Source organism: Micromonospora cremea (genome assembly GCF_900143515.1).
Taxonomy (GTDB): Bacteria; Actinomycetota; Actinomycetes; order Mycobacteriales; family Micromonosporaceae; genus Micromonospora; species Micromonospora cremea.
Map to the genome: position 1 here is coordinate 4,094,757 of NZ_FSQT01000002.1, position 25,317 is coordinate 4,120,073.

At 70.7% G+C, this 25,317-nt stretch carries 27 protein-coding genes; 11 read left to right on the forward strand and 16 right to left on the reverse strand.

Annotated elements, in window-relative coordinates:
* Positions 1–5: 5 nt before the first annotated feature.
* The 3 genes from BUS84_RS32730 to BUS84_RS32740 form a co-directional block, all read right to left on the reverse strand.
* Positions 6–3,341 carry a S8 family serine peptidase gene (locus tag BUS84_RS32730; protein ID WP_084757893.1) on the reverse strand — a complete coding sequence of 1,112 codons (3,336 nt, stop codon included), beginning with the start codon at positions 3,339–3,341 and terminating at the stop codon, positions 6–8.
* A gap of 169 nt (positions 3,342–3,510) precedes the next feature.
* On the reverse strand, positions 3,511–3,969 hold the full coding sequence (locus BUS84_RS32735) for an iron chaperone (protein WP_074318240.1): 459 nt from the start codon (positions 3,967–3,969) through the stop codon (positions 3,511–3,513).
* 82 nt (positions 3,970–4,051) lie between these two features.
* Positions 4,052–4,507, reverse strand: a complete 456-nt coding sequence (locus tag BUS84_RS32740; RefSeq protein ID WP_074318241.1) for a carboxymuconolactone decarboxylase family protein — start codon at positions 4,505–4,507, stop codon at positions 4,052–4,054.
* 163 nt (positions 4,508–4,670) lie between these two features.
* Between BUS84_RS32740 and BUS84_RS32745 the strand changes: the two genes are divergently transcribed.
* A complete protein-coding gene (locus tag BUS84_RS32745; protein ID WP_244298796.1) occupies positions 4,671–6,920 on the forward strand; it encodes an ATP-binding protein in 2,250 nt (749 codons plus the stop codon).
* Between the two features lie 4 nt (positions 6,921–6,924).
* Here BUS84_RS32745 and BUS84_RS32750 read toward each other — a convergent pair whose 3' ends face one another.
* From BUS84_RS32750 to BUS84_RS32760, 3 genes are read right to left on the reverse strand one after another with little or no spacing between them, the layout of a single operon-like run.
* Positions 6,925–7,641: an NADPH-dependent F420 reductase gene (locus BUS84_RS32750; RefSeq protein ID WP_074318243.1), complete on the reverse strand. Its 717-nt coding sequence runs from the start codon at positions 7,639–7,641 to the stop codon at positions 6,925–6,927.
* A gap of 42 nt (positions 7,642–7,683) precedes the next feature.
* Entirely contained in the window at positions 7,684–8,715 is a 1,032-nt protein-coding gene (locus BUS84_RS32755; RefSeq protein ID WP_074318244.1) for an LLM class flavin-dependent oxidoreductase, read from the reverse strand.
* Complete coding sequence (locus tag BUS84_RS32760) at positions 8,708–9,757, reverse strand: LLM class flavin-dependent oxidoreductase (protein WP_074318245.1); 1,050 nt, start codon at positions 9,755–9,757, stop codon at positions 8,708–8,710. The genes BUS84_RS32755 and BUS84_RS32760 overlap by 8 nt, the downstream gene beginning before the upstream one ends.
* A 111-nt stretch (positions 9,758–9,868) precedes the next feature.
* Here BUS84_RS32760 and BUS84_RS32765 point away from each other — a divergent pair, with 111 nt between their 5' ends.
* Positions 9,869–10,360 carry a MarR family winged helix-turn-helix transcriptional regulator gene (locus BUS84_RS32765; RefSeq protein WP_074318246.1) on the forward strand — a complete coding sequence of 164 codons (492 nt, stop codon included), beginning with the start codon at positions 9,869–9,871 and terminating at the stop codon, positions 10,358–10,360.
* Between the two features lie 94 nt (positions 10,361–10,454).
* Here BUS84_RS32765 and BUS84_RS32770 read toward each other — a convergent pair whose 3' ends face one another.
* Complete coding sequence (locus BUS84_RS32770) at positions 10,455–11,225, reverse strand: SDR family NAD(P)-dependent oxidoreductase (protein WP_074318247.1); 771 nt, start codon at positions 11,223–11,225, stop codon at positions 10,455–10,457.
* A gap of 56 nt (positions 11,226–11,281) precedes the next feature.
* The gene (locus BUS84_RS32775; protein WP_074318248.1) at positions 11,282–11,842 is read right to left on the reverse strand and encodes an NADPH-dependent FMN reductase; all 561 of its coding nucleotides are present in this window, start codon (positions 11,840–11,842) and stop codon (positions 11,282–11,284) included.
* A gap of 99 nt (positions 11,843–11,941) precedes the next feature.
* Here BUS84_RS32775 and BUS84_RS32780 point away from each other — a divergent pair, with 99 nt between their 5' ends.
* On the forward strand, positions 11,942–12,418 hold the full coding sequence (locus BUS84_RS32780; protein ID WP_074318249.1) for a MarR family winged helix-turn-helix transcriptional regulator: 477 nt from the start codon (positions 11,942–11,944) through the stop codon (positions 12,416–12,418).
* A 105-nt stretch (positions 12,419–12,523) separates the two neighbouring features.
* On the opposite strand, the gene BUS84_RS38450 is transcribed toward BUS84_RS32780, so the two are convergent.
* Positions 12,524–12,682 carry a hypothetical protein gene (locus BUS84_RS38450; protein WP_159451099.1) on the reverse strand — a complete coding sequence of 53 codons (159 nt, stop codon included), beginning with the start codon at positions 12,680–12,682 and terminating at the stop codon, positions 12,524–12,526.
* A 220-nt stretch (positions 12,683–12,902) separates the two neighbouring features.
* Here BUS84_RS38450 and BUS84_RS32785 point away from each other — a divergent pair, with 220 nt between their 5' ends.
* The gene (locus BUS84_RS32785) at positions 12,903–13,301 is read left to right on the forward strand and encodes a DUF2267 domain-containing protein (protein WP_074318250.1); all 399 of its coding nucleotides are present in this window, start codon (positions 12,903–12,905) and stop codon (positions 13,299–13,301) included.
* Between the two features lie 15 nt (positions 13,302–13,316).
* On the opposite strand, the gene BUS84_RS32790 is transcribed toward BUS84_RS32785, so the two are convergent.
* Complete coding sequence (locus BUS84_RS32790) at positions 13,317–14,336, reverse strand: aldo/keto reductase (protein ID WP_074318251.1); 1,020 nt, start codon at positions 14,334–14,336, stop codon at positions 13,317–13,319.
* A 148-nt stretch (positions 14,337–14,484) separates the two neighbouring features.
* On the opposite strand from BUS84_RS32790, the gene BUS84_RS32795 reads away from it, so the two are divergent.
* Complete coding sequence (locus tag BUS84_RS32795; protein WP_074318252.1) at positions 14,485–15,075, forward strand: TetR/AcrR family transcriptional regulator; 591 nt, start codon at positions 14,485–14,487, stop codon at positions 15,073–15,075.
* A 29-nt stretch (positions 15,076–15,104) separates the two neighbouring features.
* On the opposite strand, the gene BUS84_RS32800 is transcribed toward BUS84_RS32795, so the two are convergent.
* Positions 15,105–15,392, reverse strand: coding sequence for a hypothetical protein (locus tag BUS84_RS32800; RefSeq protein ID WP_143728590.1), 288 nt, complete (start codon positions 15,390–15,392; stop codon positions 15,105–15,107).
* Between the two features lie 99 nt (positions 15,393–15,491).
* On the opposite strand from BUS84_RS32800, the gene BUS84_RS32805 reads away from it, so the two are divergent.
* Entirely contained in the window at positions 15,492–16,043 is a 552-nt protein-coding gene (locus BUS84_RS32805) for a YciI family protein (protein ID WP_074318254.1), read from the forward strand.
* Positions 16,044–16,127: 84 nt separating this feature from the next.
* On the opposite strand, the gene BUS84_RS32810 is transcribed toward BUS84_RS32805, so the two are convergent.
* Positions 16,128–19,358, reverse strand: coding sequence for a S8 family peptidase (locus BUS84_RS32810; protein WP_143728591.1), 3,231 nt, complete (start codon positions 19,356–19,358; stop codon positions 16,128–16,130).
* A gap of 182 nt (positions 19,359–19,540) precedes the next feature.
* Between BUS84_RS32810 and BUS84_RS32815 the strand changes: the two genes are divergently transcribed.
* Positions 19,541–20,041: a SigE family RNA polymerase sigma factor gene (locus BUS84_RS32815; protein ID WP_074318255.1), complete on the forward strand. Its 501-nt coding sequence runs from the start codon at positions 19,541–19,543 to the stop codon at positions 20,039–20,041.
* Positions 20,034–20,738 carry a hypothetical protein gene (locus tag BUS84_RS32820; protein WP_074318256.1) on the forward strand — a complete coding sequence of 235 codons (705 nt, stop codon included), beginning with the start codon at positions 20,034–20,036 and terminating at the stop codon, positions 20,736–20,738. The genes BUS84_RS32815 and BUS84_RS32820 overlap by 8 nt, the downstream gene beginning before the upstream one ends.
* 28 nt (positions 20,739–20,766) lie before the next feature.
* Here BUS84_RS32820 and BUS84_RS32825 read toward each other — a convergent pair whose 3' ends face one another.
* The gene (locus tag BUS84_RS32825) at positions 20,767–21,150 is read right to left on the reverse strand and encodes an MmcQ/YjbR family DNA-binding protein (RefSeq protein WP_074318257.1); all 384 of its coding nucleotides are present in this window, start codon (positions 21,148–21,150) and stop codon (positions 20,767–20,769) included.
* A 203-nt stretch (positions 21,151–21,353) separates the two neighbouring features.
* Between BUS84_RS32825 and BUS84_RS32830 the strand changes: the two genes are divergently transcribed.
* The 3 genes from BUS84_RS32830 to BUS84_RS32840 all read left to right on the forward strand — a co-directional run bounded on the left by BUS84_RS32830 (position 21,354) and on the right by BUS84_RS32840 (position 23,698).
* Positions 21,354–21,965, forward strand: coding sequence for a dihydrofolate reductase family protein (locus BUS84_RS32830; RefSeq protein ID WP_425293477.1), 612 nt, complete (start codon positions 21,354–21,356; stop codon positions 21,963–21,965).
* Between the two features lie 312 nt (positions 21,966–22,277).
* Positions 22,278–22,625 carry a PadR family transcriptional regulator gene (locus tag BUS84_RS32835; protein ID WP_074319283.1) on the forward strand — a complete coding sequence of 116 codons (348 nt, stop codon included), beginning with the start codon at positions 22,278–22,280 and terminating at the stop codon, positions 22,623–22,625.
* Positions 22,622–23,698, forward strand: a complete 1,077-nt coding sequence (locus BUS84_RS32840) for a hypothetical protein (RefSeq protein ID WP_074318258.1) — start codon at positions 22,622–22,624, stop codon at positions 23,696–23,698. Before BUS84_RS32835 ends, BUS84_RS32840 begins: the two co-directional genes overlap by 4 nt.
* A 78-nt stretch (positions 23,699–23,776) precedes the next feature.
* Here the strand turns inward: BUS84_RS32840 and BUS84_RS32845 are convergent, their stop codons facing one another.
* The 3 genes from BUS84_RS32845 to BUS84_RS32855 form a co-directional block, all read right to left on the reverse strand.
* Entirely contained in the window at positions 23,777–24,277 is a 501-nt protein-coding gene (locus BUS84_RS32845) for a hypothetical protein (RefSeq protein ID WP_074318259.1), read from the reverse strand.
* A complete protein-coding gene (locus BUS84_RS32850; protein WP_143728592.1) occupies positions 24,274–24,732 on the reverse strand; it encodes a hypothetical protein in 459 nt (152 codons plus the stop codon). The genes BUS84_RS32845 and BUS84_RS32850 overlap by 4 nt, the downstream gene beginning before the upstream one ends.
* Positions 24,733–24,794: 62 nt before the next feature.
* On the reverse strand, positions 24,795–25,271 hold the full coding sequence (locus tag BUS84_RS32855; RefSeq protein WP_074318261.1) for a septum formation initiator: 477 nt from the start codon (positions 25,269–25,271) through the stop codon (positions 24,795–24,797).
* Positions 25,272–25,317 lie beyond the last annotated feature (46 nt).

Below are 25,317 nucleotides of genomic sequence, written 5' to 3' on the forward strand. Positions count from 1 at the left end.
CAGCCTCAGTACCGGTAGGCGCGGATCACGGTCTGCTTGACCGTGTTACCGCTGGTGTCCGTCGCAGCGGAGCGCAGCGAGACGAAGCCGGTGCCGGCCGGGTTGCGCACCCAGGCGACCGCCTTCTCGCCCGACCGCTGCACGGGCAGCTGCCGCCAGGTCTTGCCTTCGTCGAAGGACGCCTCGACGCTCAGGGTCCTGGTTCGGCCCGGCGCCGCCCCGACCTGACGGTCGAGCGAGACCGGGATGGCGAACAGCCGGTTGGCCGGCGCCCGGTTGTCGATGTCGAGCTCCGGGGTGTACCGGATCGCCGTCATCGGCAGCTTCACCAGGTCGCCGTCGCTCACGTGTGCGGACTTGAAGGTCCACTCCGCGTCGACCACGGTGGACAGGCTGAAGGCCGGGTCGCTGCGGAAGGTCGCTGCCAGCCGGTAGTCACCCTTCTCGGCGGGCACGTCCCACGTCCAGGGCGTCTGGTTCGCGTCGCCGATCTTGACCCCGTTGCGGTAGAGGTCCACCTGCACGCTGCCACCGACGACGTGCCGGAAGCCCATGTGCCCGGCGCCGTCACCGTGCAGCGGCCCCGGCCCGCCCATCGTGTCGCCCCAGTAGCGGGTGGCGAACTGCTGGCCGAAGTTCGGCTCCGGGAAGACCGGGCCGGCCACCGCGTTGGCCCACTTCACGTCGTACGTGCGCCCGGGCCGGAAGCTGGTCCACGCCGACTCGTAGTACGTGTACCCCGGCTGGCCCGAGGTCGACTGCCACACCGCCTTCTTGTCCTGGTTGTAGTACTCGGTGATGGTGCTCGGCACGTCGTAGGTGAAGCTCGGCGGGCCTACGCGCTCGGTGCGGTAGACCGGCGAGTTGCCGGGCGCGTGTGCGCGCGCGAGCCGCGCAACCGGCACGTCGGCCACGTCCGCGCTGACCTGGGAGCGGACCGTGGCGAAGTCGCCCGCGCGCAGCTTGCGGTTCAGCCCGGTCATCATCTTCTGCGGCTCGTAGAGGTAGACCCGGTAGACGTACGGGCTGTTGTGCAGGCTGCCGTCCTGGGCCACCTGGCCCCACATCCCGTTGACGTAGGAGACGAAGCCGGGCGTCTTGCCGGCCCCGATCTGCGCGGTCCGCACGTGGTCGAAGGGGACGTTCATCAGCACGCCGAACGGGTCGTTGCTGCCCCAGATCTGCGGCTCCTCGGTCCGGATCGTCCAGCCGGACTCCTGGAAGACCGCGGTGGCCTCCGGGTTCGGCACCGACACCGCGATCGGCTTCGCCAGGCGGGTGTCCATGGTGAGCGCCTGGTCCGTGGTCAGGTCGAGGCTCGGGCGCACCAGCGAAGTGATGGTCGGGAAGCCCGGGTCATTGCTCACCATGTAGGTCTGGACCAGGTAGCGGCCCGCGCGGACGCGGTACGTGGTGGCCGTGGGGTCGCCGAGCTCCAGGAGGGTCTGCCGGTCCAGGTCGGTCAGGACGGTCACCCAGCCCTGGTCCGCCCTGGGGGCGCCACCGTCCGGCCCGACGAGCTTGAGGGTCAGCTGGTGGCGGGCGATGTCGAGCGCGACCGGGGTCTGCACCTGCGTACCGTCGCCGGTGGCGGTCACCTCACCGCCGAAGTAGCGGTCGGGCAGGCCGGTGCCGGCCTGCACCGTGACCGTCACGGTGGCCGTGCCGCCGGCCGGGACCGTCACCGAGGAGGCGCTGAGGCTGAACAGGCCGGCCGGTGCCGGGGCGCCGTCGGCGTCCTTCGCGGCGAGAGAGACAGCCAGGGTGAGCGCGGACGAGCCGCTGTTCGCGTACGTGACGGTGCGCTGCTGCGCAGCGGTGGTCCGCTCGAAGGCGACGCTGACCGGGCTCGCCGTGACGGTCTGCTGGATCGCCCGGGCGACGTCGAGGAAGCCCGCGCCCTGCTCGTAGACACCGATGCCGGCGTTCGGCTGGGCGGCCGCCATCAGCGTGGACTTGATCCGCTCAGGCGTCCAGTCCGGGTGCTGCTGGGTCAGGATCGCTGCCGCGCCGGCCACGTGCGGAGTGGCCATCGAGGTGCCGTTGAGGCTGGCGTACTGCGGGTTCTCGTCGCTCGGCCACAGGTCGGAGATCGAGCTGCGGGCGGCGACGATGCCGACGCCGGGCGCGGTGACGTCCGGCTTGATGCCGGCGTCGCCCGCGCGCGGACCCCGTCCCGAGAACTCGGCCAGCTCGCCCGTCTTGGTCACGGCGCCCACGGTCAGCGCCTCAGCAACGGAGCCGGGCGAATCCACGGTGGACTCGCCGGCCATTCCGTTGTTGCCCGCGGCGACGACGAAGAGCACGCCGTAGCGGTGAGTGAGGTCGGTCAGGGCCGCCTCGATCGGGTCGGTCCCCGGGCTGTCCGGGCCGCCGAGGCTCATGTTGGCGACCTTGACGCCCTGCTGGGCCGCCCAGGTCATGCCGGCCAGGATCGCCGACTCCGGGCAGCCCTCTGCGACGCAGACCTTGGCGCTGTAGAGGGTCGCGCCGGGCGCCATGCCCTTGTAGCGGCCCTGCGAGGCGGCTCCGTTGCCGGCGATGGTGGAGGCGACGTGGGTGCCGTGGCCAACCCGGTCGAGGGCGTCCGGGTCGGCGGTGAAGTTCTCCGCGGCGGCGACGTGACCGGCCAGGTCGGGGTGGGTCTGGTCGATGCCGGTGTCGATCACGCCGACCTTCACCCCCGTACCCGTCCAGCCGGCCTGCCAGGCCTGCGGCGCGCCGGTCATCGGGACGCTGACGTCAAGGCTGGGCTGGCGCAGCCCGTCGAGCCAGATCTTCTCGAACCCGGCCCGCAGTTTGCGCTCGGTGCCACCCTCGGTGGACGTGAGGTTGTTCCAGAAGGACACCGCGTCCGCGCGGTTCTCCGCGACAGCGCTCGCCCCGGAGAGCTCCCGGGTGGTCCGGGCGCCGGTGAGGCCAGCGGGGGCGGCACCGCCGTGCTGGACGATGAGCGGCAGGGTGGCCCGGGTGTCGTCGTAACCGAAGCGGACCAGCGTCGAGATGTCGAAGAGCCGCTCGTCGAGCTTGCCCCGGTTGAGCAGGCCGACGGCGTCGGCGGGGATGACCCGCACGTCCTCGCCGGCGCTGTGGGTGATGAACGGGATCCGTTCCCGTCCCTTGCCCGGCACGACGTCGACAGCCGTCTGGCCGTCCACGGTGCTGAGGTGGACGGTGTCGCCGGTGAGCAGGGTGACCGTCCGGGGCTTGGACGCGACCGTGGGTGTGGTCGCCGGCTTCGCGGCCCGGGGCTGCGCCGATGCCGGCGCACCACCCGGAGCCACCGCCGAGACGCCCAGCACCACCAGTGCCAGCGCCGATAACTTGCGAACTGAACGCATCATTCTCCCTGGATGAACTCGAGAGGTATCCAGGTGCTCCGGACGTGACCGGCAGGTGAAAGTTCACCCCGAGTGACGTGTGTCACAGCGGTTGGGTCTCCTGCGGGTGCTGCTCAGCGGGAGGTCGGCGTAGGCGAGTCCGAACTCCCGCTGGGAAGCGACCGCGGTCTCAGCTCACCGCCTGCTTCACGAGCGCGCCGATCCGCGCCTCGTCGTCGGCCGTCAGCTCGGTCAGCGCGAAGTAGCACGACCACATGGTGCCCTCGTCGAGGTTCGCCTGGTCACTGAAGCCGAGCGTCGCGTACCGAGTCTTGAACTTCGCCGCGCTCTGGAAGAAGCAGACCACCTTGCCGTCGCGGGCGTACGCGGGCATCCCGTACCACAGCTTCGGGGTGAGGACCGGCGCGTTGGCCTTGATCAAGGCGTGCAACCGCTCGGCGATCACCCGGTCGGACTCCGGCATCTCGGCGATCTTCGCGAGCACGTCGGGCTCCGTTTCGGCCTTGGCGCCCCGCCGGGCGCGCGTCTTCAGCTCCTTGGCGCGCTCCTTCATCGCGCCGCGCTCCTCCTCGGTGAAGCCGTCGTACTGCTCGCCGTTCGTGGTGGTGGTCTTCGTCGTGGTCGACATGTCAGAGGTCCTTCCGGTGACTGTGGCTTCGGGCGGTACTGGTCGGTGGGGTGGTTGCGGGTCGGTCCTGGTCAGGGACCGGTCACCACGTGCCCGCCTGCTGGCGGGTCGGCGCGTTGAGCCGGTTGAAGGCGTTGGTGATCGCGATGTGGAGCAGCAGCGCGGCAAGCTCCTTCTGGTCGAAGTGCTTGGCGGCCACGTCCCACAGCTGGTCCGGCACGGGGTCCGACTGGTCGGCGAGCCGGGTCACGGCCTCGGTCAGCGCCAGCGCGGCGCGCTCCTCGCCGCTGAACCAGGGCGTCTCCCGCCAGGCGGCGACGGCATGGACCTGGTCGGCGGTCGCACCGTGCTGGCGGGCCTGGTGGGCGCCCCCGGCCACACACGGGCCGCAGCCGTTGATCTGGCTGGCCCGCAGATGGCTCAGCGCCAACAGCTTGCCGTCCACCCCGGCGCCCGCGACGGCCCTGGTGACGGCCATCAGGGCCTCCATCGCGTCGGGGAGCAGAACCGCTGGGTTCGGCATGCGCTCGGTCGACATCGCTTCTCCTTCGTCGTCGGTGTCTCTGACGGGAGTCATCCGACCATCGGGGTGCCGGGGCACGCGCGGTCCGTGGGACACGGTGGGACAGCGAGACCCCTGTCCAGCAGCGCAAACGCATCGGCGATCCGCTCGCGCGGGCCGGGACGGTACGGTGTTGCAGGTGTCCAGCCCCCAGGAGCAACTGGTGGCTCAGCTGGCCCGGATCAAGGAGCTGAGCGGGCTCAGCCTGCGCGCCCTTGCCCGCGAGTCGGGTCTGAGCAGCTCGTCGATGTCCCGGTACCTGACCGGTCGGCTGGTGCCGCCGTGGGAGACCGTCGTGGCGCTGTGCCGGGCCGTGGGCCGCGACCCCCGGCCACTGCGCGCGGTGTGGGCCGAGGCGGCCAAGGCCGGCCCGGCACCCGTTCCGCGCCGCAACGACCTGCCGGCCGACCTGTTCGACTTCACCGGCCGGGAGGCGGAGTCCGCACTGGTCGAGGAGCTGCTGCGTACCGCCGGCGCGGTCGCGATCGACGGCATGGCGGGCGTGGGCAAGACCAGCCTGGCCGTGCACGTGGCCCATCGGCTCGCCCCTACCTATCCGGACGGCGGGCTCTACCTCGACCTGCACGGCTTCACCCCGGGCCAGGAGCCGCTGGAGCCGCAGGCCGCGCTGGGCCGGCTGCTGGGCGCGTTGGACGTCACGCACCCGCCGGCCAGCGCCGCCGAACGCGCGGCGCTCTGGCGGTCGGAGCTGTCCCGCCGGCGGGCGCTCGTCGTGCTCGACAACGCGGTCGACGCGGAGCAGGTGCGCCCACTGCTGCCCGGCGCGGGAAAGTCGACGGTCCTGATCACCAGCCGCCACCGGCTGGTCAGCCTGGACGGGGTGCCGCCGGTGTCCCTGGAGCCACTGCCCGACGGCGACGCGGCGCACCTGTTCGGCCGGGCGGCCGGGCTCGCGCTCAGCGAGGAGGAAGCGGTCGGCCAGGTGCTGCGGCAGTGCGGCGGGCTTCCGCTGGCGCTACGGATGGCCGGCGCGCGGCTTCGCCACCGCCCGGGCTGGACGGTGGCGGTGCTGGCCGAGCGGCTGCGCGACACGACAAACCGCTTCGACTCCGTGTTCGGCATGTCGCTCCAGCAGCTCGACGCCGTCCAGCGCCGCATGTTCCGGCTACTGGGCGTGCTGCCGGGCGCCGACTTCGACGCGGCGGTGGCCGGCGCGCTCGCCGACATGCCGCCCGAGCGGTTCGGCGCGGTGCTGGAGGAACTGGTCGACGCCCACCTGATCCAGGAGCTTGCGCCCGGGCGGTACCGGATGCACGACCTGATCCGGCAGTACGCGGCAGACATCGCCGCCGACGAGGAGCCGCAGGCTGACGCCGCCCTGCGCCGGGTCCTGAGGCACTATCTGGCGCAGGCGGTCGCCCACGATCGGACGCTGCCCTCGCCGTACCGTAAAGAGCATTCGCCGGGCGATCCGGCGAAGGCCATGGCCTGGTTCGACCTCGAGTACGTCAACCTGGTCGCCTGTTTCGACGCCGCCGTGCGGCTCGGCATGGACGAGGTGGTGGCCGACCTGCCACAGGCCATGCGGGTGTGGTTCTTCCGGCACCGGGGCACCGACGACCAGGCACGCCTGCTCGAAGCCGCCGCGGCCGCCGCGGCACGTCTCGGCCGCGACCAGCAGCGGGCTTCGCTGCTGGCGGACCTCGGCTTCGCCCGTGCCGCCGCCGGACGCCTCGCCGAGGCGCTCTCCGCCTACGAACTGGCCGAGCAGTCCGGGCCGGTCGACGACGACCTCGCAGCTGGTCTGGCGCTGCGCATCGGCCTCGTCCGCCGGGATCTCGGCGACCCCGAAGCGGCGCAACTGCGCTTCCGGCGAGCGCGCGAGCTGTTCGAGAAGATCGGGCGCCGCGCCGGGCAGTCCCAGGCGCTGGCCTTCGACGGATGGGTGACACTTCAGCTCGGGCGGCACGGCGAAGCCGTCGAACTCGCCCGGGCGTCCGTCGCCCTGGCCGACGGGCCTGCCCAGATCACCGGGCTGGTCACCCTCGGCGTCGCGCTGGCATCGCACGACCCGGCCGAGTCGTTGCGGACGCTGCACGACGCGTTGCGGCTGTCCGAGCAGAACAACCTCCAACACAACCAGGCGTGGTGCCACAACTATCTCGGCGTCGCGCTGCGGGTCATGGGTTCACCCGAGGAGGCTCTCGAACACCACCGGCGCGCCTTCGAGCTGCTGGAACCGCTGGCCGAGATGCAGTTGGAGATCGACTGCCTGCACGCCTACGCCGAGACGTGCCGTGTGGCGGGTCGCTGTGACGAGGCGCTGGCGCTGCTCGACCGGACCATCGAGCTCGCGCGTGAGCTGGGCCGGCCGCACGACGAGCAGCTCGCGAGCGCGGCGCGGGAAGCCGTGCGCGCCGGCTGCTGACGCGCTACGCCGCGTCCTGGGACGTCGAGAATCGCGCAGCGGCAATGATCCGTCCACGCTCCGACTCGGGAAAACGGTCGAGCATGGCCCGCACCTCGTCAGCGCTCACGTTGGCGCCGAACAACTCGCTGCCTGGTTCGAGCCGGACGCCCTCGGCGAGCGGACCGGCAACGACCGGATCGAAGCCGAGCGCGTCGACGAGGGACGCGGCCACCGCGAGATCGGCGGCGTCGTCGCCAGCGATCGCGATGGCCTTGCGACCGGCCGCTCCAGCCGGTCGCGCCTCATCCTCAAGGTCGTGGTACCCCATGTGGTTGAACGCCTTGACGATGCGGGCGCCGGACAGGAAGGCCCGGACGGTCTCGCTCGACGAGGTGCGCGGGTTGGTGAGGTCGTCGCGGATGCCGTCGACCTCCCACCAGTAGTTCATCGCGTCGATCACGAGCTTGCCGCGCAACGCCTCGGCGGGAACGCTGCGGTACTTGCCCAGCGGGAGAGCGAGGATGACGATGTCGGCGGCGGCCGCGGCGTCGACCGCGGTCGTGGCGACCGCTCCGGGTGTGAGCACCTCGACGGTGAGGGCGATCTTCGCCGGGTCGCCGGAGCCGGCGACGAGCACCCGATAGCCGGCGGCGACGGCGAGCCGGGCGAGCACGGTGCCCACCTTGCCGGCGCCGAGGACAGCGATGGTCTGTGGCCTGTTCCGGCCGTTGCCGTTCATGTCTTCCTTCCGGGGTGCCGATGCGGCGTTCGTGGGGACGGGTCAGCTGGCCAAAATGTCACGGACCATGGGGATCACCTTGGTGCCGTACAGCTCCACCGCGCGCATGCGGGCACTGACCGGCTGCGCTCCGGCCGTGTAGATGAGATCGAAGCGGCCCACGCCGACGCTGCGGATCGCCCGAGCGATGCGGCGGGCCACGGTCTCCGGTGAGCCGATGTAGAGCGAGCCGTGCTCCACCTCGGCGTCGAACTCCTGGCGACGGATTGCCGGCCAGCCCCGCAGCCGGCCGATCCGGTCCCGCATGACCCGGTAGTGCGGCCAGTACAGCTCCTTCGCCTCCTCGTCGGTGTCGGCGATGAAGCCGGGGGAGTGCATCCCGACCGGGTGCGCGGTCGTGCCGAGCTGCTCGGCCGCCCGCCGGTAGAGGTCGATGTAGGGCGCGAAGCGTTCGGGAGCCCCGCCGATGATGGCGAGCATGAGCGGGAGGCCGTACTGGGCGGTGCGCACGACCGACTGCGGCGAGCCGCCGACGCCCACCCAGGTGGTGAGGTGCCCAGACTCGGTCTTCGGGAAGACGTCCGCGTTCTCCAGCGGAGCGCGCTTCGTGCCGCTCCAGGTGACCGGCTGCTCGTCCAGCAGCTTCACGAACAGTTCGATCTTCTCCTCGAACAGCACGTCGTAGTCGCGCAGGTCGTAGCCGAACAGGGGGAAGGACTCGGTGAACGAGCCGCGACCGAGGATGACCTCGGCCCGGCCGTGCGACAGCGCGTCGACGGTCGCGAAGCGCTGGAACACCCGGACCGGGTCGTCCGAGCTCAGCACGGTCACCCCGGAGGCGAGCCGGATCCGCGACGTGCGGGTGGCGATACCGGCCAGCACGGTTTCCGGCGTCGATACGGAATATTCGGGCCGGTGGTGCTCGCCGAGGGCGATGACGTCGACGCCGAGCTGGTCGGCCAGCACCGCCTCGTCGACGACCTGTCGGATCGCCGCCGCGTAGGAGATGGGCTTCCCGGCGTCGTCCTCCGGTACGTCGCCAAAGGTGTCGAGGCCGAACTCGAGGTCAGACATTGGTGGGCTCCTTCGCCAGCAGCTCCCGGACCCGCGGCGCGACCTCGCTGCCCAGCAGCTCGATGGTGCGCGCGCGTGCCTCGCGGGGCAGGTGCATGATGTCGTATTTGAGGTCGAAGCGGCTCAGCTGCAGATCGCGGGCCACCGCGGCGATCTTCCGCGCGACCGTCTCCGGCGACCCGACGAACAGCGCGCCGTGGTCGATCTCGGCCTCGTAGCGCGCGCGGTCCGGCTTGTAGAAGCCGCGCTCCTCGGCGAGCGCTGCCACGACGGGCTGCCAGTACCGCCACCACGTCTCCACCGCCTCCTCGTCGGTGTCCGCGACGAGGCCCAGCGAGTGTTGCCCGATCGGCTGGACAGTATGCCCGGCCTGTTCGAGCGCCCGGAGGTAGAGATCGACGTGACCGGCGAACCGCTGCGGGCGCCCGCCGATGATCGCCATCATGAGCGGAAGTCCGTAGCGCGCCGCGCGGAGCACCGAGTTCGGGCTCCCGCCGACGCCGATCCACGTCGGGATGCCACCGGACGGCATTCGCGGATGCAGCCGCTGCCTGACCAGTGGGGTGCGTACGGTACCGGACCAGGTGACCGGTTCGTCCCGCTGGAGCCGTACGAAGAGGTCGAGCTTCTCCTCGAACAACCGCTCGTAGTCGGCCAGGTCGTAGCCGAACAGTGGAAACGACTCGGTCGCCGACGCCCGCCCGAGAACCATCTGGGCCCTGCCGTTGGACACCGCGTCGAGGGTGGAGAACTCGTGGTAGAGCCGTACCGGATCATTCGTGCTGAGCACCGTGACCGAGGTGCCGAGGCGGATCTGACGGGTCGCCGTCGCGATCGCCGCGAGCAACACGGGGGTGGCCGAGTCGTTGTGACCCTCCCGGTAGTGCTCACCCAGGCTGAACACGTCGAGTCCGACCGACTCGGCGAGCCGCGCCTCGTCGACGAGCAGCCGCACGGTCTCGGCGTCGCTCAGGACCCGGTCGCCATCGGTGGCCACCTCCCCGAACGAGTTGAGCCCCAGTTCGAAGCCTTCAGCCGTCATGGTCTCCTCCTCAAGTCGTCCCGCCCGGTGACTCCGCGGAGCAGAGGTCTGAGCGGTTGACACGTCAATGATGCTAACCTGCCAATTGACACGTCAACCAAGGGGTAGCAGATGACAAGGGCCACACCCGAGCGGCGGAGAGGACGCCAGCTGCCGACCGCGGAGGAGCTACAGATCTGGCGGGACTTCATCGAGACGACCGAAGCCCTCAGGTCCCAGCTCGCGTCACGCCTCCAGACTGAGTCCGAGCTCTCGCCGGGGGACTACGCGGTGCTGCTCGCCCTCACCGAGGCGCAGGACAGGCAGATGCGCTCCTCCGAGCTCGCGGCACACATCGGCTGGGAGCGGAGCCGGCTCTCCCACCACCTCGGGCGCATGGAGCGGCGCGGGCTCATCCGCCGCCAGGAGTGCCCCACCGTTCCCCGAGGGGCGGAGGTGCTGCTCACGCCGGCCGGAGCCGAGGCGTTCCAGCGGTCCACGGTTCCGCACCTGCGCGCCATTCGGGAACTCTTCGTCGACGCTCTCACCCCGGATCAACTCGTCGCGGCGGGCAAGATCGCGGAGGCGCTTCGCGCGCGCCTCGACCCGCACCACGAGGAATGAGTGCTCTGACCGTCGTAATCGATGCGGCAGGAGAGCAGGGCCGGCCCGTCGACGCGAGGGCGGGCATTGCGTGCGAGCGCGCGCCCGGTGCGGATCAGGTGAAGCTGGCACCGCCGTCGACGAGCAGTGACTGGCCGTTGATGTAGGCGCCGTCGTCGGAGAAGAGGAACGCCACCATGGCGGCGAGGTCCTCCGGTTTGCCCAGCCGTGGCGACCGTACCGTCGCGAGCATCTGCCCGCGGAACTCCTCAGTGGTGGTCTCGAGTGCCGCGCCGGTGAGAACCACGCCCGGCGACACGAGGTTGGTACGGACGCCGTGCCTGCCGCCGAGGGTCGCGGTGTGCCGGGTCAGGCCGATCAGCCCGCTCTTGGCCGCCTGGTAGGCGACGCGTTCGGGCTCGCCCAGCCACACTGCGCTCGACATGGTGTTGACGATCGACCCGCCGCCGTTCTTCATCATGATCGGCAGGGCGTAGCGGATGCCGTACATGTAGCCGGTGAGGGTGACGTCGATGGTGTGCTTCCAGACGTCGACCGGCACCGAGGTGACGTCGCTGTCCCGGCCTATGTTTCGTGGCGACAGATCCGCAGCCACGTTGAACAGGCCGTAGAGGCCGCCGAACCGGTCGACGGTGAAGGTGATGAGGTCCCGGTAGGACTCCTCGTTGGTGATGTCGAAGCCCTGCGCCACGGCCGTTCCGCCGGCGGCCGTGATGTCGTCGACCACGGTCTGGGCGGCGGCCTGGTTCAGATCCGCCGCGACGACCAGCATGCCCTCCTCGGCGAGACGGATCGCGGTCGCGCCACCGATGTTGCCCGGCGCCGCGCCGGCGACCAGGGCGACCTTGTCCTTGAGCCCACGCACCGTGCTGTTTCCTTTCAATTTTTTACGGGGGTGGCGTTGATCGGTCCGGTCGAGCCTTACGCGGCTCGCAGGGGAGCGAGGGCCTGGCTCCAGGCCACGACCTGGTCGAGGGTGACGTTCAGCGCGTCCCGCTGGAAGTCGTTGGGCTTGAAGACGCTGTAGTTCTCGAAGTCGGTGAAGAGCGAGAGCGCCACCTGGGACCGCACGTCGGCCAGTTGCAGCTCGGCTGAGATCAGCCGCAGGTGCTCCACCGCCCGGGCGCCGCCCACCGAGCCGTAGCTGACGAACCCGACGGCCTTGTTGTTCCACTCGCTGTAGAGGAAGTCGATCGCGTTCTTCAGCGCGCCGGACGTCGAGTGGTTGTACTCCGGCGTCACCATCACGAAGCCGTCGAACGACGCGATCTTTCTGGCCCATTCCAGCGTGTGCGGCTGCTGGTACTGGCCCATCGACGGCGGGTACACCTCGTCCAGGTGTGGCAGCTTGTAGTCGAGCAGGTCCACGAGCTCGAACTCGACGTCCGTGCGCTGCCTGGCGATGTCGTACACCCACTGCGCGACGGCCGCGCCGTTCCGTCCCGGGCGGGTGCTGCCGATGATAATGCCGATCCTGGTCATCTGCGGTTCCTCCTTGTACGGGGCACCTGAGTGGTGTCCTTGCTCGGCGAAGCAACATTACGTCAGAAGATTGCTTCGTCAAGCAAGTACAGTGGGTGCATGGTCACCGTCACATCGAACCCGACAAGGGGCCCGGAGTGGGGCCAACCGCTCAATCCGGATGAAGAGGCCATCGTTCGGGTGCTCAATCGGATCATGTACGCCCTGCCGCGCGCCATCGACGCCGACATGGCCCGCGAGCAGCGGCTTCCCCTCATTGACTACCTCGCCCTGATGCACCTCTCCGAGGCACCCCACTCGCGGTTGCGGATGAGCGAACTCGCCGCCGTCTGCGGAATGTCGGTCAGTGGCATGAGTCGCGTCGTGCACCGGTTGGAGAGCCAGGGGCTCATTCAGCGGATCAGGTGCGAAGAGGACGGGCGCGGCTGGAACGCCGTCCTGACCGACGCCGGCCTCGCCCGCCTGCAACAGGCCTGGCCCACCAGCCTGGCCTCCGTACGCCGGCACTTCCTCGACCATCTCACGGGCCTCGACCTCGGAACGCTCTCCCAGGCCCTGCGGAAGGTGGCCACCTGATTCCCTGTCGAGGATGGCGGAGGGCCAGGAACGCGTCAGCGCCACCGGGCCAGGCGCGGCAGTGGCGCCAGCACCTGGTTCTGGTGCTGGCGCCACTGCCGACAGTCAGCCCTTGGCTTCCCGCTTGGCCATCTGCGGCTCGGCGCCCTTGCCAACCTTGCGTAGCGCCTGCCGGAGTTGGTCCTCGGTCATCTTCGAGTTGCCCTCGATGCCCGCATTGTGGGCCTGCTGGCGCAGGTCGTGGAGCTTTTCCCGGTCCGCCATGTCGCTCTCCCCTCAACCACGGCACAGGTGCGCCCCGTACCTGTTTGATCGCTGGCTTCCCGGGCGCAACCGACGCAAACCGCGCCCGTCGCTCCGGCCCGGACCTGTGACGAGGGCCTGCGCAGGCGCAGGATCTGGGATTCGCATCGACGGGTGACCTCGTTTGTCGACATGGAGCCTGGGAACTCGACTGCTCCAACGGCGAGAGGAAGGCCGCACGGTGAACGACAACGAGTTCCTCGCCCTGGTGGCGACGCGATCCGGGATGTCGTCGGAGCAGGCGACTGCCGTCACGCAGGCCACCTTGACCACCCTGGCCGAACGGATCGACGGCGGTGAGGCGCGCGACCTGGCCGGCCAGCTTCCTGCCGGGCTGCGGGCGTACGCCTTCGGCGGCAGCGAAACCGCGGAACGGTTCGGCCTCGACGTCTTCGTCGATCGGGTCAGCGGCCGCGCGGACCTCGACATGGACGCGGCGAGGGACGGGGTGACGGCCGTTTTCGACGTCCTCCGGGACGCCCTCGACCCCACCGACTACGAACAGGTGGTCACCCAGCTGCCGGCGGAGTACGGAGACGTCGCTGACCAGACCGCGCCGTTCGTCCGTCGGCAGGCCTGACGATCGGGGGAGCGATCACCGGCGCCGCAATGACGGGTCGAGCAGGGCGGGCGGAGTGTCGAACTTCTCGTGGGCGGCAAGGTCGACGCCGGGAGGGACGATCGCGTCGATCGCATCGAGCACGTCAGCGGTGAGCACGGTGTCCGCGGCGGCGAGCTGAGAGTGCAGGTGGTCCGTGGTGCGCGGGCCGATGATCGCGCTGGTGACGGCGGGGTGCGCGGTGACGAACCCGAGCGCGAGCTGGATCATCGTCAGGCCGGCCGCGTCGGCGACCTTGGCCAACTGCTCGACGGCGTCCAGCTTGGCGCGGTTGGCGGGGATGGTGGTGTCGAAGCGCTGCGGCATGAACGCGGAGCGGTTGGTGGCGATCTCCTGGCCCTCGCGGATCACGCCCGACAGCCAGCCGGAGGCCAGGGGGCTCCACACCAGCACGCCGAGTCCGTACTGCTCGGTCACGGGCAGGACGTGGGTCTCGATCCCGCGCTGCAGGATCGAGTAGCCGGGCTGCTCAGTGACGTACCGGCTCAGGTGGTTTTCCCGGGCGGCCCACTCGGCCTGCACGATGCGGTACGCGGGAAAGGTCGAGGAGCCGAAGTAGCGGATCTTTCCGGCGCGCTGCAGGTCGGTCAGGGCCGACAGTGTCTCCTCGTCGCTGGTCCTCGGGTCCCACCGGTGGATCTGGTAGAGATCGACGTGGTCGACGCCCAGACGGCGCAGGCTGTTGTCCAGCTCGGTGATCAACCAGCGGCGCGAACTGCCCTGATGGTTGCGCTCGTCGCCCATGGGCATGCTCGCCTTCGTGGCCAGCACGATGTCGTCGCGGCGGCCGGCGATGGCCTTGCCGACCATCTGTTCCGACTCGCCCTGGCTGTACATGTCGGCGGTGTCGATGAGGTTGATCCCGGCTTCGAGGGCGGCGTCGACGATGGCGGTGGCGTCGTCCTGGGTCGTCTGTCCGATCTTGCCGAAGTTCATCGCGCCGAGCGCGAGAGTGCTGACCTGCACACCGGTGCGGCCCAAGGTGCGGTACTGCATGAGGTTTCCTCCACTGGTCGGTGAGGTGTGGTGGCGCGTGGCTTGGTTGTCGGCCCCTGCTCTGGCATCATGAGCAAACGGAACCTCGCTCCGTTAAACGATACGGAACGGTGTTCCGTTTGACAAGGCCGGTGACGGAAGGAACAGCGTGGCGACCGAGGGTGACGGGAGTGCGGGCGCATCCCCGCGCAGGCGGGCTGATGCGGTGCGCAACGAGAAGGCCCTGCTCGACGCGGCCGCCGCGGTCTTCGTGACGTCGGGCGTCGAAGCGCCGGTACGCGACATCGCGGCCAAGTCCGGCGTCGGGACGGGCACGATCTACCGACACTTCCCGACGCGCGCCGATCTGATCATCGCCGTCTACCGGCACCAGGTCGAGGCCTGTGCCGAGGCGGGGCCGGCCCTGCTCGCGAGCAGTGCGACTCCGCACGCCGCCCTCGGGCGATGGATCGACCTCTTCGTCGACTTCCTGGTCACCAAGCGCGGGCTTGCCGGCGTGCTACAGCCCGACAACGCCGGCTTCGACACACTGCACGCCTACTTCCTCGACCGCCTCGTGCCCGTGTGTACCCAACTGCTCGACGCCGCGGCAGAGGCCGGCGAGATACGCCCCGGCATGCATGCCTACGAACTGATGCGCGGCGTCGGCAACCTCTGTATCGGCGCCGACAGCGACCCCAACTATGACGCTCGACGACTGGTCGAGCTGCTCATCGCGGGGCTGCTCCGACGGCAGTAGTCACCGGCCGTGCCGGCACCACACCTGGGTCAGGCTGAGTCCGCGGTTGAGGTCATTTTGGCTCTCTGGAGGTCTTGAACCCCGCGCCGGCCGAGATATGCGGTTGCCGACCCGCTGATCAGACCGAACGTGGTCATGCAGGCCACGGCCAGCCACGCCGAGCCGCCCAGCTCGTGATCGGCTGCAAAGACAACCGCCATGTAGATCGCGCTAGCGAGAACCAGCAGCGTGACGCACGCACAAACGATGGTCACCGCGATGGCCATGAACGCACCAATCGGCGGCTTTCGCCTTGTGAACGAGCGTTCTCTCGCCATGCCAGGCATCGTACGGGTCGGTAGATGACGGCGACTCAATCTCATTTGCCTGGCACCCCACCTGCGTCCGTGTCTGCCACGAAGGTCAAGAATCGTGGCATGGAGTTCCTCTGCTACCACCGGGACCGGCGCGGCTCTCTGGCGCTGCGCGGCGAGCTGCTGGAAGAGCACTGGTCCTACATGGACCGGTACGCGGCGGAGATGATCGCCCGCGGCCCGACCTTCGCCGACGACGGTGACACGCCCACCGGCAGTCTGCACATCGTCGACCTGCCAGATTCCGCCGCCGCTCTGGCGTTCGCCTTCGACGAGCCCAACTACCAGGCCGGGGTGTACCGGGACGTACTGCTGCGCCGCTGGCGCAACACCCTGGGGCGCACCATGTGGGACTTCCCTGGAGGGCGCATGGGTGGTGGCCGGTACCTGGTGCTCGGCCTCGGCACGGGGCAGGCCGCCGACCTCGCCGTGCCGTCGGACCGGGACGGACTGATCGCGTACGGGCCGCTGCTGTCCGACGATGGCGTCACCTGGCTGGGTACGGCTGCGCTGGTCCAGGCGTCGGACCCGGACACGGCGCGCGCCGTCCTGACCCTGGATCGGTACGCCGACATCGAGGTGCACAACTGGGCGTTCGGCGGGCGGCCGTCATGACCTGACGGCGGCTGTGGGCTGCCCCGGTGGTCCGGCCCGGGGTGGACGGCGGCAGCTAGCCGTCCACCCCGGACCCGGCCCGGTTCAGGCGATCCGGTAGGCCCGCTGGATCGTCTGCGTCACCGTGTTGCCGGCGGTGTCGGTAGCCGTCATGCGCAACGACACGAAGCCGGGCTGGCGCGGATGGGTGATCCGGGCGACGCCCCGGATGACCGGCAACGCGACCCACGTCCTGCCGTCGTCGAACGACGCGGAGACGCCGAGCGTCCGGTTCGGCGCGGCCGCCGATCCCGGCTGCTGGTCGAGTGCCACGGGGATGGTCATCGCCCGGCCCGCCCGGGCCGTGTTGGTGTCGTCCAGCACGGGCGTCGGCCGGGCCGTGGTCAAGGGCAGCGGCTCCGGCTTCGACGTGTGCGCCGAGGTGAAGGTCCAGGCCACCGAGACCGATGTCGACAGGGTGTCCGGAGCACCGCGGGTGACGGTCGCCTCCAGGCGGTAGGTGGCCTTGCCGGCGGGCACCGAGAAGTCCGCGTACGAGCCGTCGGCGGTGGCGATCTCCTTGCCGTTCTGCGACAACCGGTAACGGACCTGCAGGTCCTCACGGCTGCCGGGGCGGCCGGAAGCGTCGCCGAAAAGGGGCGGCGAAGCGATCGAGATGGTATCCCCGTCGCGGCCCGCGTAGCCGAGCGACGACCAGGCCGGGGGCTGGGCCAACGTGGGCCCGAAGGGTGCCGCGTTCCAGGTCTGGTGGTAGGTCCTGCCCGCCTGGAAGGTGGACTCCTGCGTGGTGAGGTTGTCGCCCTCGACGAACGTGGACGTCCAGACGAGGCCTCCGTCGGTGTTGTAGTACTCGGTGGCGTGGAACGGCAGGTCGAACGAGTTGCTCGAACCGATCGGTCCCGGGCCGCCGGGGGACGCCGCGCGGTGGAAGCGGACGGCGGTCGCGTTGCTGGACTGGCTGCGGTAGGTCGTCTTGACGGTGGCGAGGTTCTTCGGGGTGAGCTTGCTGGTCAGGCCAGTGAACATGTCGCCCTGGCGCACGTACGCGAGGTCGTACGTGTAGGGGCTGTTCCGGAACGTCCCGTCCAGGCCCGGGCGGGCGAGCCCGACGCCGAGTGTCGCCGCGAACTCGGGGGCCGTGACGGCGGGCCCGATCCGGCCGAAGAAGACGTCCGCGAACGACACCCCGCTGAGCTGGACACCCGGGTAGCGGAAGCCGTCGTTCCAGTTCGCGCTCACGTTGATCGAGAGCGGTGCGGCGTCCCGCTGGGGCACGGTCAGCGAGACCGGCCGGGCGGTGCGGGCGTCGAGCGCCTCGGTGACCGGGCCGCGTACGTCCAGGACCGGCTGCACGAGCAGGGACGACTTGCCGCCCTCGTGGATCGTGCTGTACAGCGCGTAGCGGCCCTTGGGCAGCCGCATCGTGCCGCCGCCCGGTTGCCCGGCGAGGGTGGTGAACTCGCCGGTGGTCAGGTTCGCCGCCACGGTCTCGTACTCCGTTGCCGGTTTGCCGTCGCGCCCGGTGTGGTCGAGCCGGACGTCGTAGCTCTCGATCTCCCGGTTGAGCGCGAACGGCGTCCGTACCCGCAGGTCGCCGGCGCCGGTCGCGGTCACCGCGCCCGGGTAGAGGCCGTCGGTGGCCTCTCCCCGGGTGTCCACCGTGACCGTGGCCTCGGCGCGACCGCCGGCCGGCACCACCAGGGTGGCCGGGCTGACAGTGATCATTCCGGCGGGAGCCGGGGTGACGCTGAGCGAGAGACTGACCGGGGCGGTGCCGGTGTTGCGGTAACCGATGACGCGGGTGAACGGGGTGTCGTCGGCGTGGGGCCAGCGCTGGACCGGGAAGTCGATCGCGGCGACGTCGGTGGCGACGGGCTGAGCGACGGCACGACCGACGTCGACCCGCCCGGCGCCCTGGTCATAGAGGCTGTCGGCGTCGGCCGGCTTGGCCGAGCCCATCAGGGCAGCCTTGAGCTGGGCACCGGACCAGTCGGGATGGCGCCCGGCGAGGATCGCGGCCGAGCCCGCCACGTGCGGCGTCGCCATCGACGTGCCCGACATGGGGGCGTAGCCGCCGCCGGGGGCGGCCGCCACGATGTCGACGCCTGGCGCGCTGATCTCGGGCTTGATGTGGTTGTCGCCGACGCGGGGGCCCCGGCTCGAGAAGTAGGCCCGCTGGTCGTCGGCGTCGACCGCGGCGACGGCGAGGGCGTCGTCAGCGGAGGCTGGCGTCGAGACCGACTTCGGCTTGCCTTCGTTGCCGGCGGCGACCACGAAGAGGGTGCCGTACCGGTGGCTGAGGTCCTGGACCGCGGTCTCCAGCGGGTCGAGAGCCGGCGTGTCCTTGTCGCCGAGGCTCAGGTTGATCACCCGGGCCTGCGGCGCGGCCCACTGCATGCCGGCGATGATGTCCGAGTCCTGGCACTCGGTGGTGGCGCAGACCTTGCCGACGACCAGCTTCGCGCCCGGCGCCACGCCGCGGTACCTGCCGCCGGAGGCGGCGCCACTGCCCATGATGGTCGACGCCACGTGGGTGCCGTGGCCGACCGTGTCGCCGGGGTCGTTGCCGCCGGTGAAGTCGTGGATCGCGGCGATGTGCCCGGCGAAGTCGGGGTGGCTGGCGTCGATGCCGGTGTCCAGCACCCCGACCGTCACGCCGTCGCCGTCGAAGCCCTCCTGCCAGGCCGCCGGGGCGCCGATCTGCGGCACGCTGCGATCGAGGGACACTCGTCGCTTGCCGTCCAGCCACACGTGGGTGATCCCGGCGGCGAGCGCGCGCGCCGACGACGTGCCGCGGGTGAGTGACGACCACAGCTCGGCCCGGTCGTCCAAGCCCGCCCGCACGGCCAGCGCGTGGGCGGCGGGCAGGTCGGCCCGCACCCGTGCGGCTCCGGCGACGGCGGCGGACCGCGCCTGCGCCGCCATGTTCTCCGGGTACGTGACCAGCAGCGGCAGCTCGGCCGTCCGGTCGTCGTAGCCGAACTCACCGAGCGCGGTGAGGTCGAACAGCCGCCGGTCGAGCCGCCCGTCGCGCAGCATCGGCATCGCGTCCACCGGGATGACGTACTGGTGGCCACCCTCCCGGCTGCTCACGAACCGCATGCCGGCCCGTCCCGGTCCCCGCTGGATCCGCGGAGGGCCGCCCGCGTCGAGCGAAACCCGGTCCCCGGTGATCAACGTGAAGGTGCCGCGCGGCCCGGAGACCGTTGCCGCCGGCTTCTCCTGCGCGTCCGCGGGGGAAGCCGTCAGGCCCGCTGCCGCCAGTGCGGTCGCGAGCACTCCGGCTGTCAGGGCGCGTCGTTGCCGTCGTCGCACATCGTCCTCTCCGCCACGGGCGTCTCCCGGGACGGCACGATGACGCCTGGCGCGGTCGACGGGTTGATCATTGGAGGTGTGACGGTCGCCACAATTGCGTACCGCGCGGGCGCGACCAGGTGTGCCGCCCGGTTACATGCGGCCGGTGACCACGGGACGAGACGTCGGAAAGCGCAGGTCAGATGCGTGACGCCGAGGAGTTCGACGCCCTCTACGCGGCCTGTGCCGGCCGGATCGTGGGTCACGTCTATGCCCTCACCGGCAACCGCAGCGAGGCGGAGGACGCCGTCGCCGAGGCCTTCACCCGGGCCTGGCAGCGCTGGCCGACCGTGCGGCAGGCGGACAGCCCGGAGGCATGGGTCCGCCGGGTCGCCTCCCGAACCGCGGTGAGCAGTTGGCGCAAGACGTTCAACCGGATGCGCGCGCACCGCCGGGCAGCCGTCGACCAGAGCGTGCCCGGACTCAACGAGGACCACGTCGCCCTGTTGCAGGCGCTGCAACGGCTGAGCGCCAACCAGCGCCGCGCCGTCGTGCTGCACCACCTGAACGATCTCAGCGTCGCCGAGGTGGCAGCCGAGATGCAGGCGCCCATCGGGACCGTCAAGACGTACCTCGCCCGCGGTCGGAGGGCCATGGCCGGGTTGCTGGACGAGGCGCGGCAGGAGGGAACCTCCCATGACTGATCCGCACCACGACGACCTGACGGCGGTCGCCGACGCGGTCCGGCGAGTCACGACGCTGCCCGCAGCGGAAACCCTGCGCCGCCGTGGCGAGCGGCGCCGGCGGCGCCGAACGGCCGTCTCCGGGGCGGGGCTGCTCCTGCTGGTCGTGACCGCTGGCGCCGCCCTCCTGCCGGCACGGCACCAGACGCCGGACCGGGGTGTCGGCCCTGCCGGCACCGTCGCGCCCTCGGTCGTCCCGTCCGTGACCGCCTCGGCGGGACCGCAGGAGATCCTCGGCGGCCGACGGCAGGTCCTGATCGTGGTGCCCGGCCTCGGTCGAGCACCACTGGCGATCGGCCGTGACGACGACCGGGTGCGGGCCACCACCGAGCAGGGCGTCGACGACCGGGCGCTGTGGGTCCTGCGCCCCGAGGGGGACAAGTTCCGGATCATGCTGGCCGCGGCGCGCGACGCCAGCCAGGTCTGCATGACCGTCGTGCACGACGCCGCGCCGGGCAGCGTTCGCGGCCGGGTGTGTGACACGACCGCGCAGACGCAGCTCTTCACGATCGAGCAGGTCGCCGACGGCAGTTACTCGATCTTTCAGGGCAAGCGCTACGTCCAGGTCGTCGACGGCACCAACGCCCTGGTCCCTGACCTGCCGGAGGCCCTGACCACGACGTACGAGTTCGAGGACCGCGGCAACCGTCGCGACTGAGCCCGCCGCCCTCGCCAGGACAGGCGGATCAGCCCGGGCGAAGGCTTCCTTCGTCGAGGTCCCCGACGAGCGCGTGCGGCGCACGCATGCGCCACGCGTCGGTCACTAGCTCCCGCAGGCGGTCGACTCCCACCTCCTCCAGGCACAGCAGCACCAGTGGCAGGCCGTCGTAGCCGGGCGCGGTGAAGAAGAGGTCGGGCTCCCCGAGCAGCAGAGCCTGCTTCTCGGCCTCATCGCCGACGAACAGCACCGCGATATCGGTTCGGATCACGCGTGGCTCACCCGGCCTGCGCTCGGGATAGGACCACACGAAACCCTTGCCGTCCACGCGGAAGTCGAAGCCCTCACTGTCGATCTCCACCGCCTGCGGCAGGGCCAGCGCCAGACGACGAACATCGTCGGCGTCAGCCACCGGAACCCCTCGCGAAGCGCAGAAACCCCATGTGCCCAGGCTACGCGCCGGCACCGCTTCATCTCCTGAAAGGTGAAGACGGACGGGCCGATCCGGATCAGACGTCCACTCGGGGTGCGTACCGGCACGAGGGCTTCCACCCCGGACCCCTCCGGGAAGGCTTGTGGCATCGTGGCACCGCACCCGGTGCCTCAACCAAGGAGATGGCTGTGCGTAAGCTCGTGTACTTCGTAGCCGCCACAGTGGACGGTTTCATCGCCGGACCCGACGGCGCGGACCCCACCGGCCCTGGCGGGTTCTGGCCCATTCCGGACGACTACCTGCGCCACCTCATCTCCAGGTATCCGGAGACCCTGCCGGGCCCGGCCCGGCAGGCGTTCGGCATCGACGCGGAGGGCTCGCGGTTCGACACCGTTCTGGAGGGGCGTCACTCGTACGACCTTGGGCTGAAGGCCGGCGTGACCGATGCCTACCCCCACCTGCGTCACCTGGTGTTCTCGCGGACCCTGGGCGAGAGCCCCGACCCGGCCGTCGAGGTCAGGTCCGGGGACCCGATCACCACGGTGCGCGAGCTCAAACGCTACGACGGCAAGGACATCTGGGTGATCGGCGGTGGCGCCCTGGCCGGCGCCCTGTATCCCGAGATCGATGAGCTGGTCGTCAAGCTGGCTCCGCTGACCATCGGCGCCGGCATCCCGCTGTTCGGCCGTGACGCGGTCTTCGCGCCGCGCACCTGGCAGCTGACCGACCACACCGTGCTGGACAGTGGCGCGCTCTTCCTGACCTACGGCCGCCACACGCCGGACAGGAGCTGACGGGACCGGCAGTGACGCGAGGGGTGAACGGCACCGCCGTCCCGGCAGGTGTGCTCGTAGCGGCGAACGGCACGCCGGGCGACCGCAACCAGGCTCGGCACCACCCTGCCCACCAGCAGGCGTGATCGGCGCACGCCTGCGGGTCCACGGCACCGCCCGGGGCATTCCGTGGGGCCACTCGCTCTGGAGTTGGAGGCGTAACGCCAGATGAACGGCCACCGATGACGTGGCGGCCCGGGCCTTTCCGTGCCGGCCACGACCGTCGTCCAACCGGACAGCGCATATACCATTGACCGGTATATGCTCCTCGGCATGACCGAGAGTCCGCTTCGGGAGCCCACGTTCCTGGTGCTCACCGCGTTGGCCGAGGCACCCAGGCACGGCTACGCCGTCATCGAGGACGTGCTGCGCATCTCCGACGGCCGGGTGCGACTGCGTGCCGGCACCCTCTACGCCGTTCTCGATCGGCTCCGCGCTGACGGCCTCATCGAGGTCGAACGCGAAGAGGTGGTGCAGTCGCGACTGCGCCGCTACTACCGACTCACCGCCCTGGGCGCACGTCGGCTCACCGACGAGGCGGCCCGCCTGCGACACAACGCGGACGCGGCTCGCGTACGGCTGCGCCGGGGCGGCCTGCTGACCGACGGAGGTGCGGCGTGAGCAGCGACGACCTGGAGCGCCGCTACCGGCGGCTGCTGGCCGTCTATCCGTGGGAGCACCGCCGGGCGTACGAGGACGAGATGCTGGCCGTGCTCGTCGCCGGGACGCGGCCGGGCCAACGGCGTCCCGCCCCGGGTGACGTGCTGAATCTGGTCGGTGCCGGGCTGCGGGCCCGACTGCGGGTGGGCGCACGGGGGTTCACCGAGTCGGCCTGGGCGGACGCGGCGGCGGTGACCGGCCTGCTGGTCGGGCTCGTCCTGCTCGCCCTCTCCGCCAAATCCCTGCTCGACCAGCTCATCCGGAACCCGGGTCTGCCGCCGGGGTTCGGGCCGGGCAGCACCGACCTCGTCGACTGGCTGCGGGTGGCCGGCTGGGCGATCGTCTGTACGGCCGCGCTGGCCGGGTGGCGCTGGTTGGCCGCCGGTCCGGCCTGGGCTGGCGTGATCGGCTGGGGGGTGCTGGTCGCACCGCACGCCAGCGACAACCTGACGTACGTGGTGGACACCATGCCGCAGTTCGCGCTCGCCGTGGTGGCGGCCGCCGCACTGACCGTGCCGACGCCGCGTCACCGGCTGCTCGCGCTGCTGGGCGTACGCCGGTTGGTGACGTTGCTGCTCGCGCCGGCCGCCGCGGTCGCGCTGCTGGAGGTCAACCGGGTGACCAGGCCCGGGTTCGACCCTGACGGCGGGGTCAGCTACCAGGTCTTCTACGGCCTCGAGGCCAGCAGTGAGCTGGTCCTCTGGCTCTACATCGCTGGTCTGGCGGCCGTCGCGCTGGCCATGCTGGTCGCGCTGGTCACGCTCGCCCCCGGGGTACGCCGGCGGATCGTCGTCATGCTCCTGCCGGTGGCCGCGCTCGCCCTGGTGATCGACAGCGCCCTCGCCGGCTGGGCCACCTCCACCATGCACATGGGACACACCATCCCCCTGGTGCCCGCGCAGTGGGCGATGCTGATTCTCGTCCCACCGGTGACGTTCCTGGCCGGGACCCTGCTCGTCCGTCGCCGAGAGGAGACACTACACATGGTCGCCATCGGCCGGGCCGCGGACCGCGAGCGGCCGGCGGGTCAGTGAGGCGTCACCTTCGCTGAGACTGCGCAGATCTTGGGAGAGCGGGCGGCATGAGTTTCCCCGGTAGGGGCAGCAGCGGTTTCAGTCGTCAGCGGCCACGATCTGGGCCAAGGTACGGCTCGTGCGGTCGACGAGTACGAACTCGTGGAAGTCGTTGTGCACACCGCCCCAGTCGTGGAAGGCGGCCGGACCTAGGTCGCGCAGCTGGTACACACGATCAGCGGCGTGCAACGGCTGGTACACCGCACGCTGTAGCTCAGGCCGCACACGCCCGGGTACGGGAGCGAACTGCTCGGCCCACGATCGCAGGCACCGCTCGGCGATCCCGGCCTCGATCAGGTCGTAGCAGTCGGGTGTGATCTGGTCACGCCAGTACGGGCCGTGTCGTTCCGGGTCCCCGCCGGGCCCGGGCCCGGTGGCGTAGTTGTCGCCGAACGAGTCGTGGCCGGTCAACGCCGCTAGAAGGGCAACGTCGGGCTCGTCGGTCGCTGGCAACCCGAAGCGGTTGATGTGCACCCACTGGAACGTCTGATTGGCGAAGTTGATGAAGAGGTGACCGGTGTACGTGAGTTGGACTGTCATCGGGAACCTCGGCCAGTGGCGGACGCACCCCCGTCCGGTGCGGCCGGTCGGCCACCCTCTTCGAGGTGGCCCTGCCGTTCGATGTCCCGCACCCACCGCTCAGTCAGCGCCAAAGCGGCGGCGCGGCCCGTCACCCGTCGCCGATGCGACCGGTCGCCGCGCTGGTCATCCCTCGCGACCAGGGATGAATCAAGTGGGTAGGCCACAACCGGCCAACGGCTGGAGACCGCTCGATACGGCCAGACGACCGAGGTGGCCAGCAGCGCGGCGAGCCAGTTGAGCAGGTAGCCCAGGCCCAGCAAGAGGATGACGGCGACGACGATCATCTCGAACGGTCCGCCGTCTCCGCCGCCAAGCCATTCCGGCCGAGGAAAGCGGGGACGCCAAGCGAGGCGGCGGCGACCCACCCGCCATGCGCGCAGGTGACCGGACTCGTCCCGCCACAGCGCCAACATGACCGCCATGGTGGCGTACACCCCTCGGCCCGGCAACCCGCCAGCACCGACCTGCGGCGACGCTAGTCGTCGGCAACCGCCACCGGTTCTGAGCCGATACAGCGCAGCTTCAGCTCGTACTCGCCGGCCGGCCCCTCGAACTTGACCTCGACGTCGTCGTCCGGGCCCCGGTCCACGTCACGGACCCGGTAGCCCTGCGCAGGCGCCCAGGAGACGAGACGTACGCCGCCGGCACCGCACTCGGCCACGGCCGTGCCGCCGCCGGTGGCGAACCCCCGGCGGACCCCGGAGCTGGCGGTCGGCGCGGCGGGGCCGGCGGTCGGCGCGGCGGGGCCGGCGGTCGGCGCGGTGCCCGTCGTGCCGGCGGGCACCGGCTCCGGCGAGGCGAGCGCCCGTTCGATCTCCGCCTCGCTGCGCACCCCGCCCGGGGTGCCGGTGATGCTCTCACCCACCAGCCGGATCGCGCCCAACCCGATCAGGGTGGCCACGGCGGCGGTGGCCACCCACCCGGTGGCGACGAGGATCGAACGACGGCCCATCCCCTGACTATCCCCGATCCATGGTTGTCGTCGGCATATCCGGAGG

Coding starts and splice junctions, on each gene's coding strand:
- BUS84_RS32730 (WP_084757893.1), bottom strand. CDS start 3,341: ATGCGTTCAGTTCGCAAGTTATCGGCGCTGGCACTGGTGGTGCTGGGC.
- BUS84_RS32735 (WP_074318240.1), bottom strand. CDS start 3,969: ATGTCGACCACGACGAAGACCACCACCACGAACGGCGAGCAGTACGAC.
- BUS84_RS32740 (WP_074318241.1), bottom strand. CDS start 4,507: ATGTCGACCGAGCGCATGCCGAACCCAGCGGTTCTGCTCCCCGACGCG.
- BUS84_RS32750 (WP_074318243.1), bottom strand. CDS start 7,641: ATGAACGGCAACGGCCGGAACAGGCCACAGACCATCGCTGTCCTCGGC.
- BUS84_RS32755 (WP_074318244.1), bottom strand. CDS start 8,715: ATGTCTGACCTCGAGTTCGGCCTCGACACCTTTGGCGACGTACCGGAG.
- BUS84_RS32760 (WP_074318245.1), bottom strand. CDS start 9,757: ATGACGGCTGAAGGCTTCGAACTGGGGCTCAACTCGTTCGGGGAGGTG.
- BUS84_RS32765 (WP_074318246.1), top strand. CDS start 9,869: ATGACAAGGGCCACACCCGAGCGGCGGAGAGGACGCCAGCTGCCGACC.
- BUS84_RS32775 (WP_074318248.1), bottom strand. CDS start 11,842: ATGACCAGGATCGGCATTATCATCGGCAGCACCCGCCCGGGACGGAAC.
- BUS84_RS32780 (WP_074318249.1), top strand. CDS start 11,942: ATGGTCACCGTCACATCGAACCCGACAAGGGGCCCGGAGTGGGGCCAA.
- BUS84_RS38450 (WP_159451099.1), bottom strand. CDS start 12,682: ATGGCGGACCGGGAAAAGCTCCACGACCTGCGCCAGCAGGCCCACAAT.
- BUS84_RS32790 (WP_074318251.1), bottom strand. CDS start 14,336: ATGCAGTACCGCACCTTGGGCCGCACCGGTGTGCAGGTCAGCACTCTC.
- BUS84_RS32800 (WP_143728590.1), bottom strand. CDS start 15,392: ATGGCGAGAGAACGCTCGTTCACAAGGCGAAAGCCGCCGATTGGTGCG.
- BUS84_RS32805 (WP_074318254.1), top strand. CDS start 15,492: ATGGAGTTCCTCTGCTACCACCGGGACCGGCGCGGCTCTCTGGCGCTG.
- BUS84_RS32815 (WP_074318255.1), top strand. CDS start 19,541: ATGCGTGACGCCGAGGAGTTCGACGCCCTCTACGCGGCCTGTGCCGGC.
- BUS84_RS32820 (WP_074318256.1), top strand. CDS start 20,034: ATGACTGATCCGCACCACGACGACCTGACGGCGGTCGCCGACGCGGTC.
- BUS84_RS32830 (WP_425293477.1), top strand. CDS start 21,354: ATGGCTGTGCGTAAGCTCGTGTACTTCGTAGCCGCCACAGTGGACGGT.
- BUS84_RS32835 (WP_074319283.1), top strand. CDS start 22,278: ATGACCGAGAGTCCGCTTCGGGAGCCCACGTTCCTGGTGCTCACCGCG.
- BUS84_RS32845 (WP_074318259.1), bottom strand. CDS start 24,277: ATGACAGTCCAACTCACGTACACCGGTCACCTCTTCATCAACTTCGCC.
- BUS84_RS32850 (WP_143728592.1), bottom strand. CDS start 24,732: ATGTTGGCGCTGTGGCGGGACGAGTCCGGTCACCTGCGCGCATGGCGG.
- BUS84_RS32855 (WP_074318261.1), bottom strand. CDS start 25,271: ATGGGCCGTCGTTCGATCCTCGTCGCCACCGGGTGGGTGGCCACCGCC.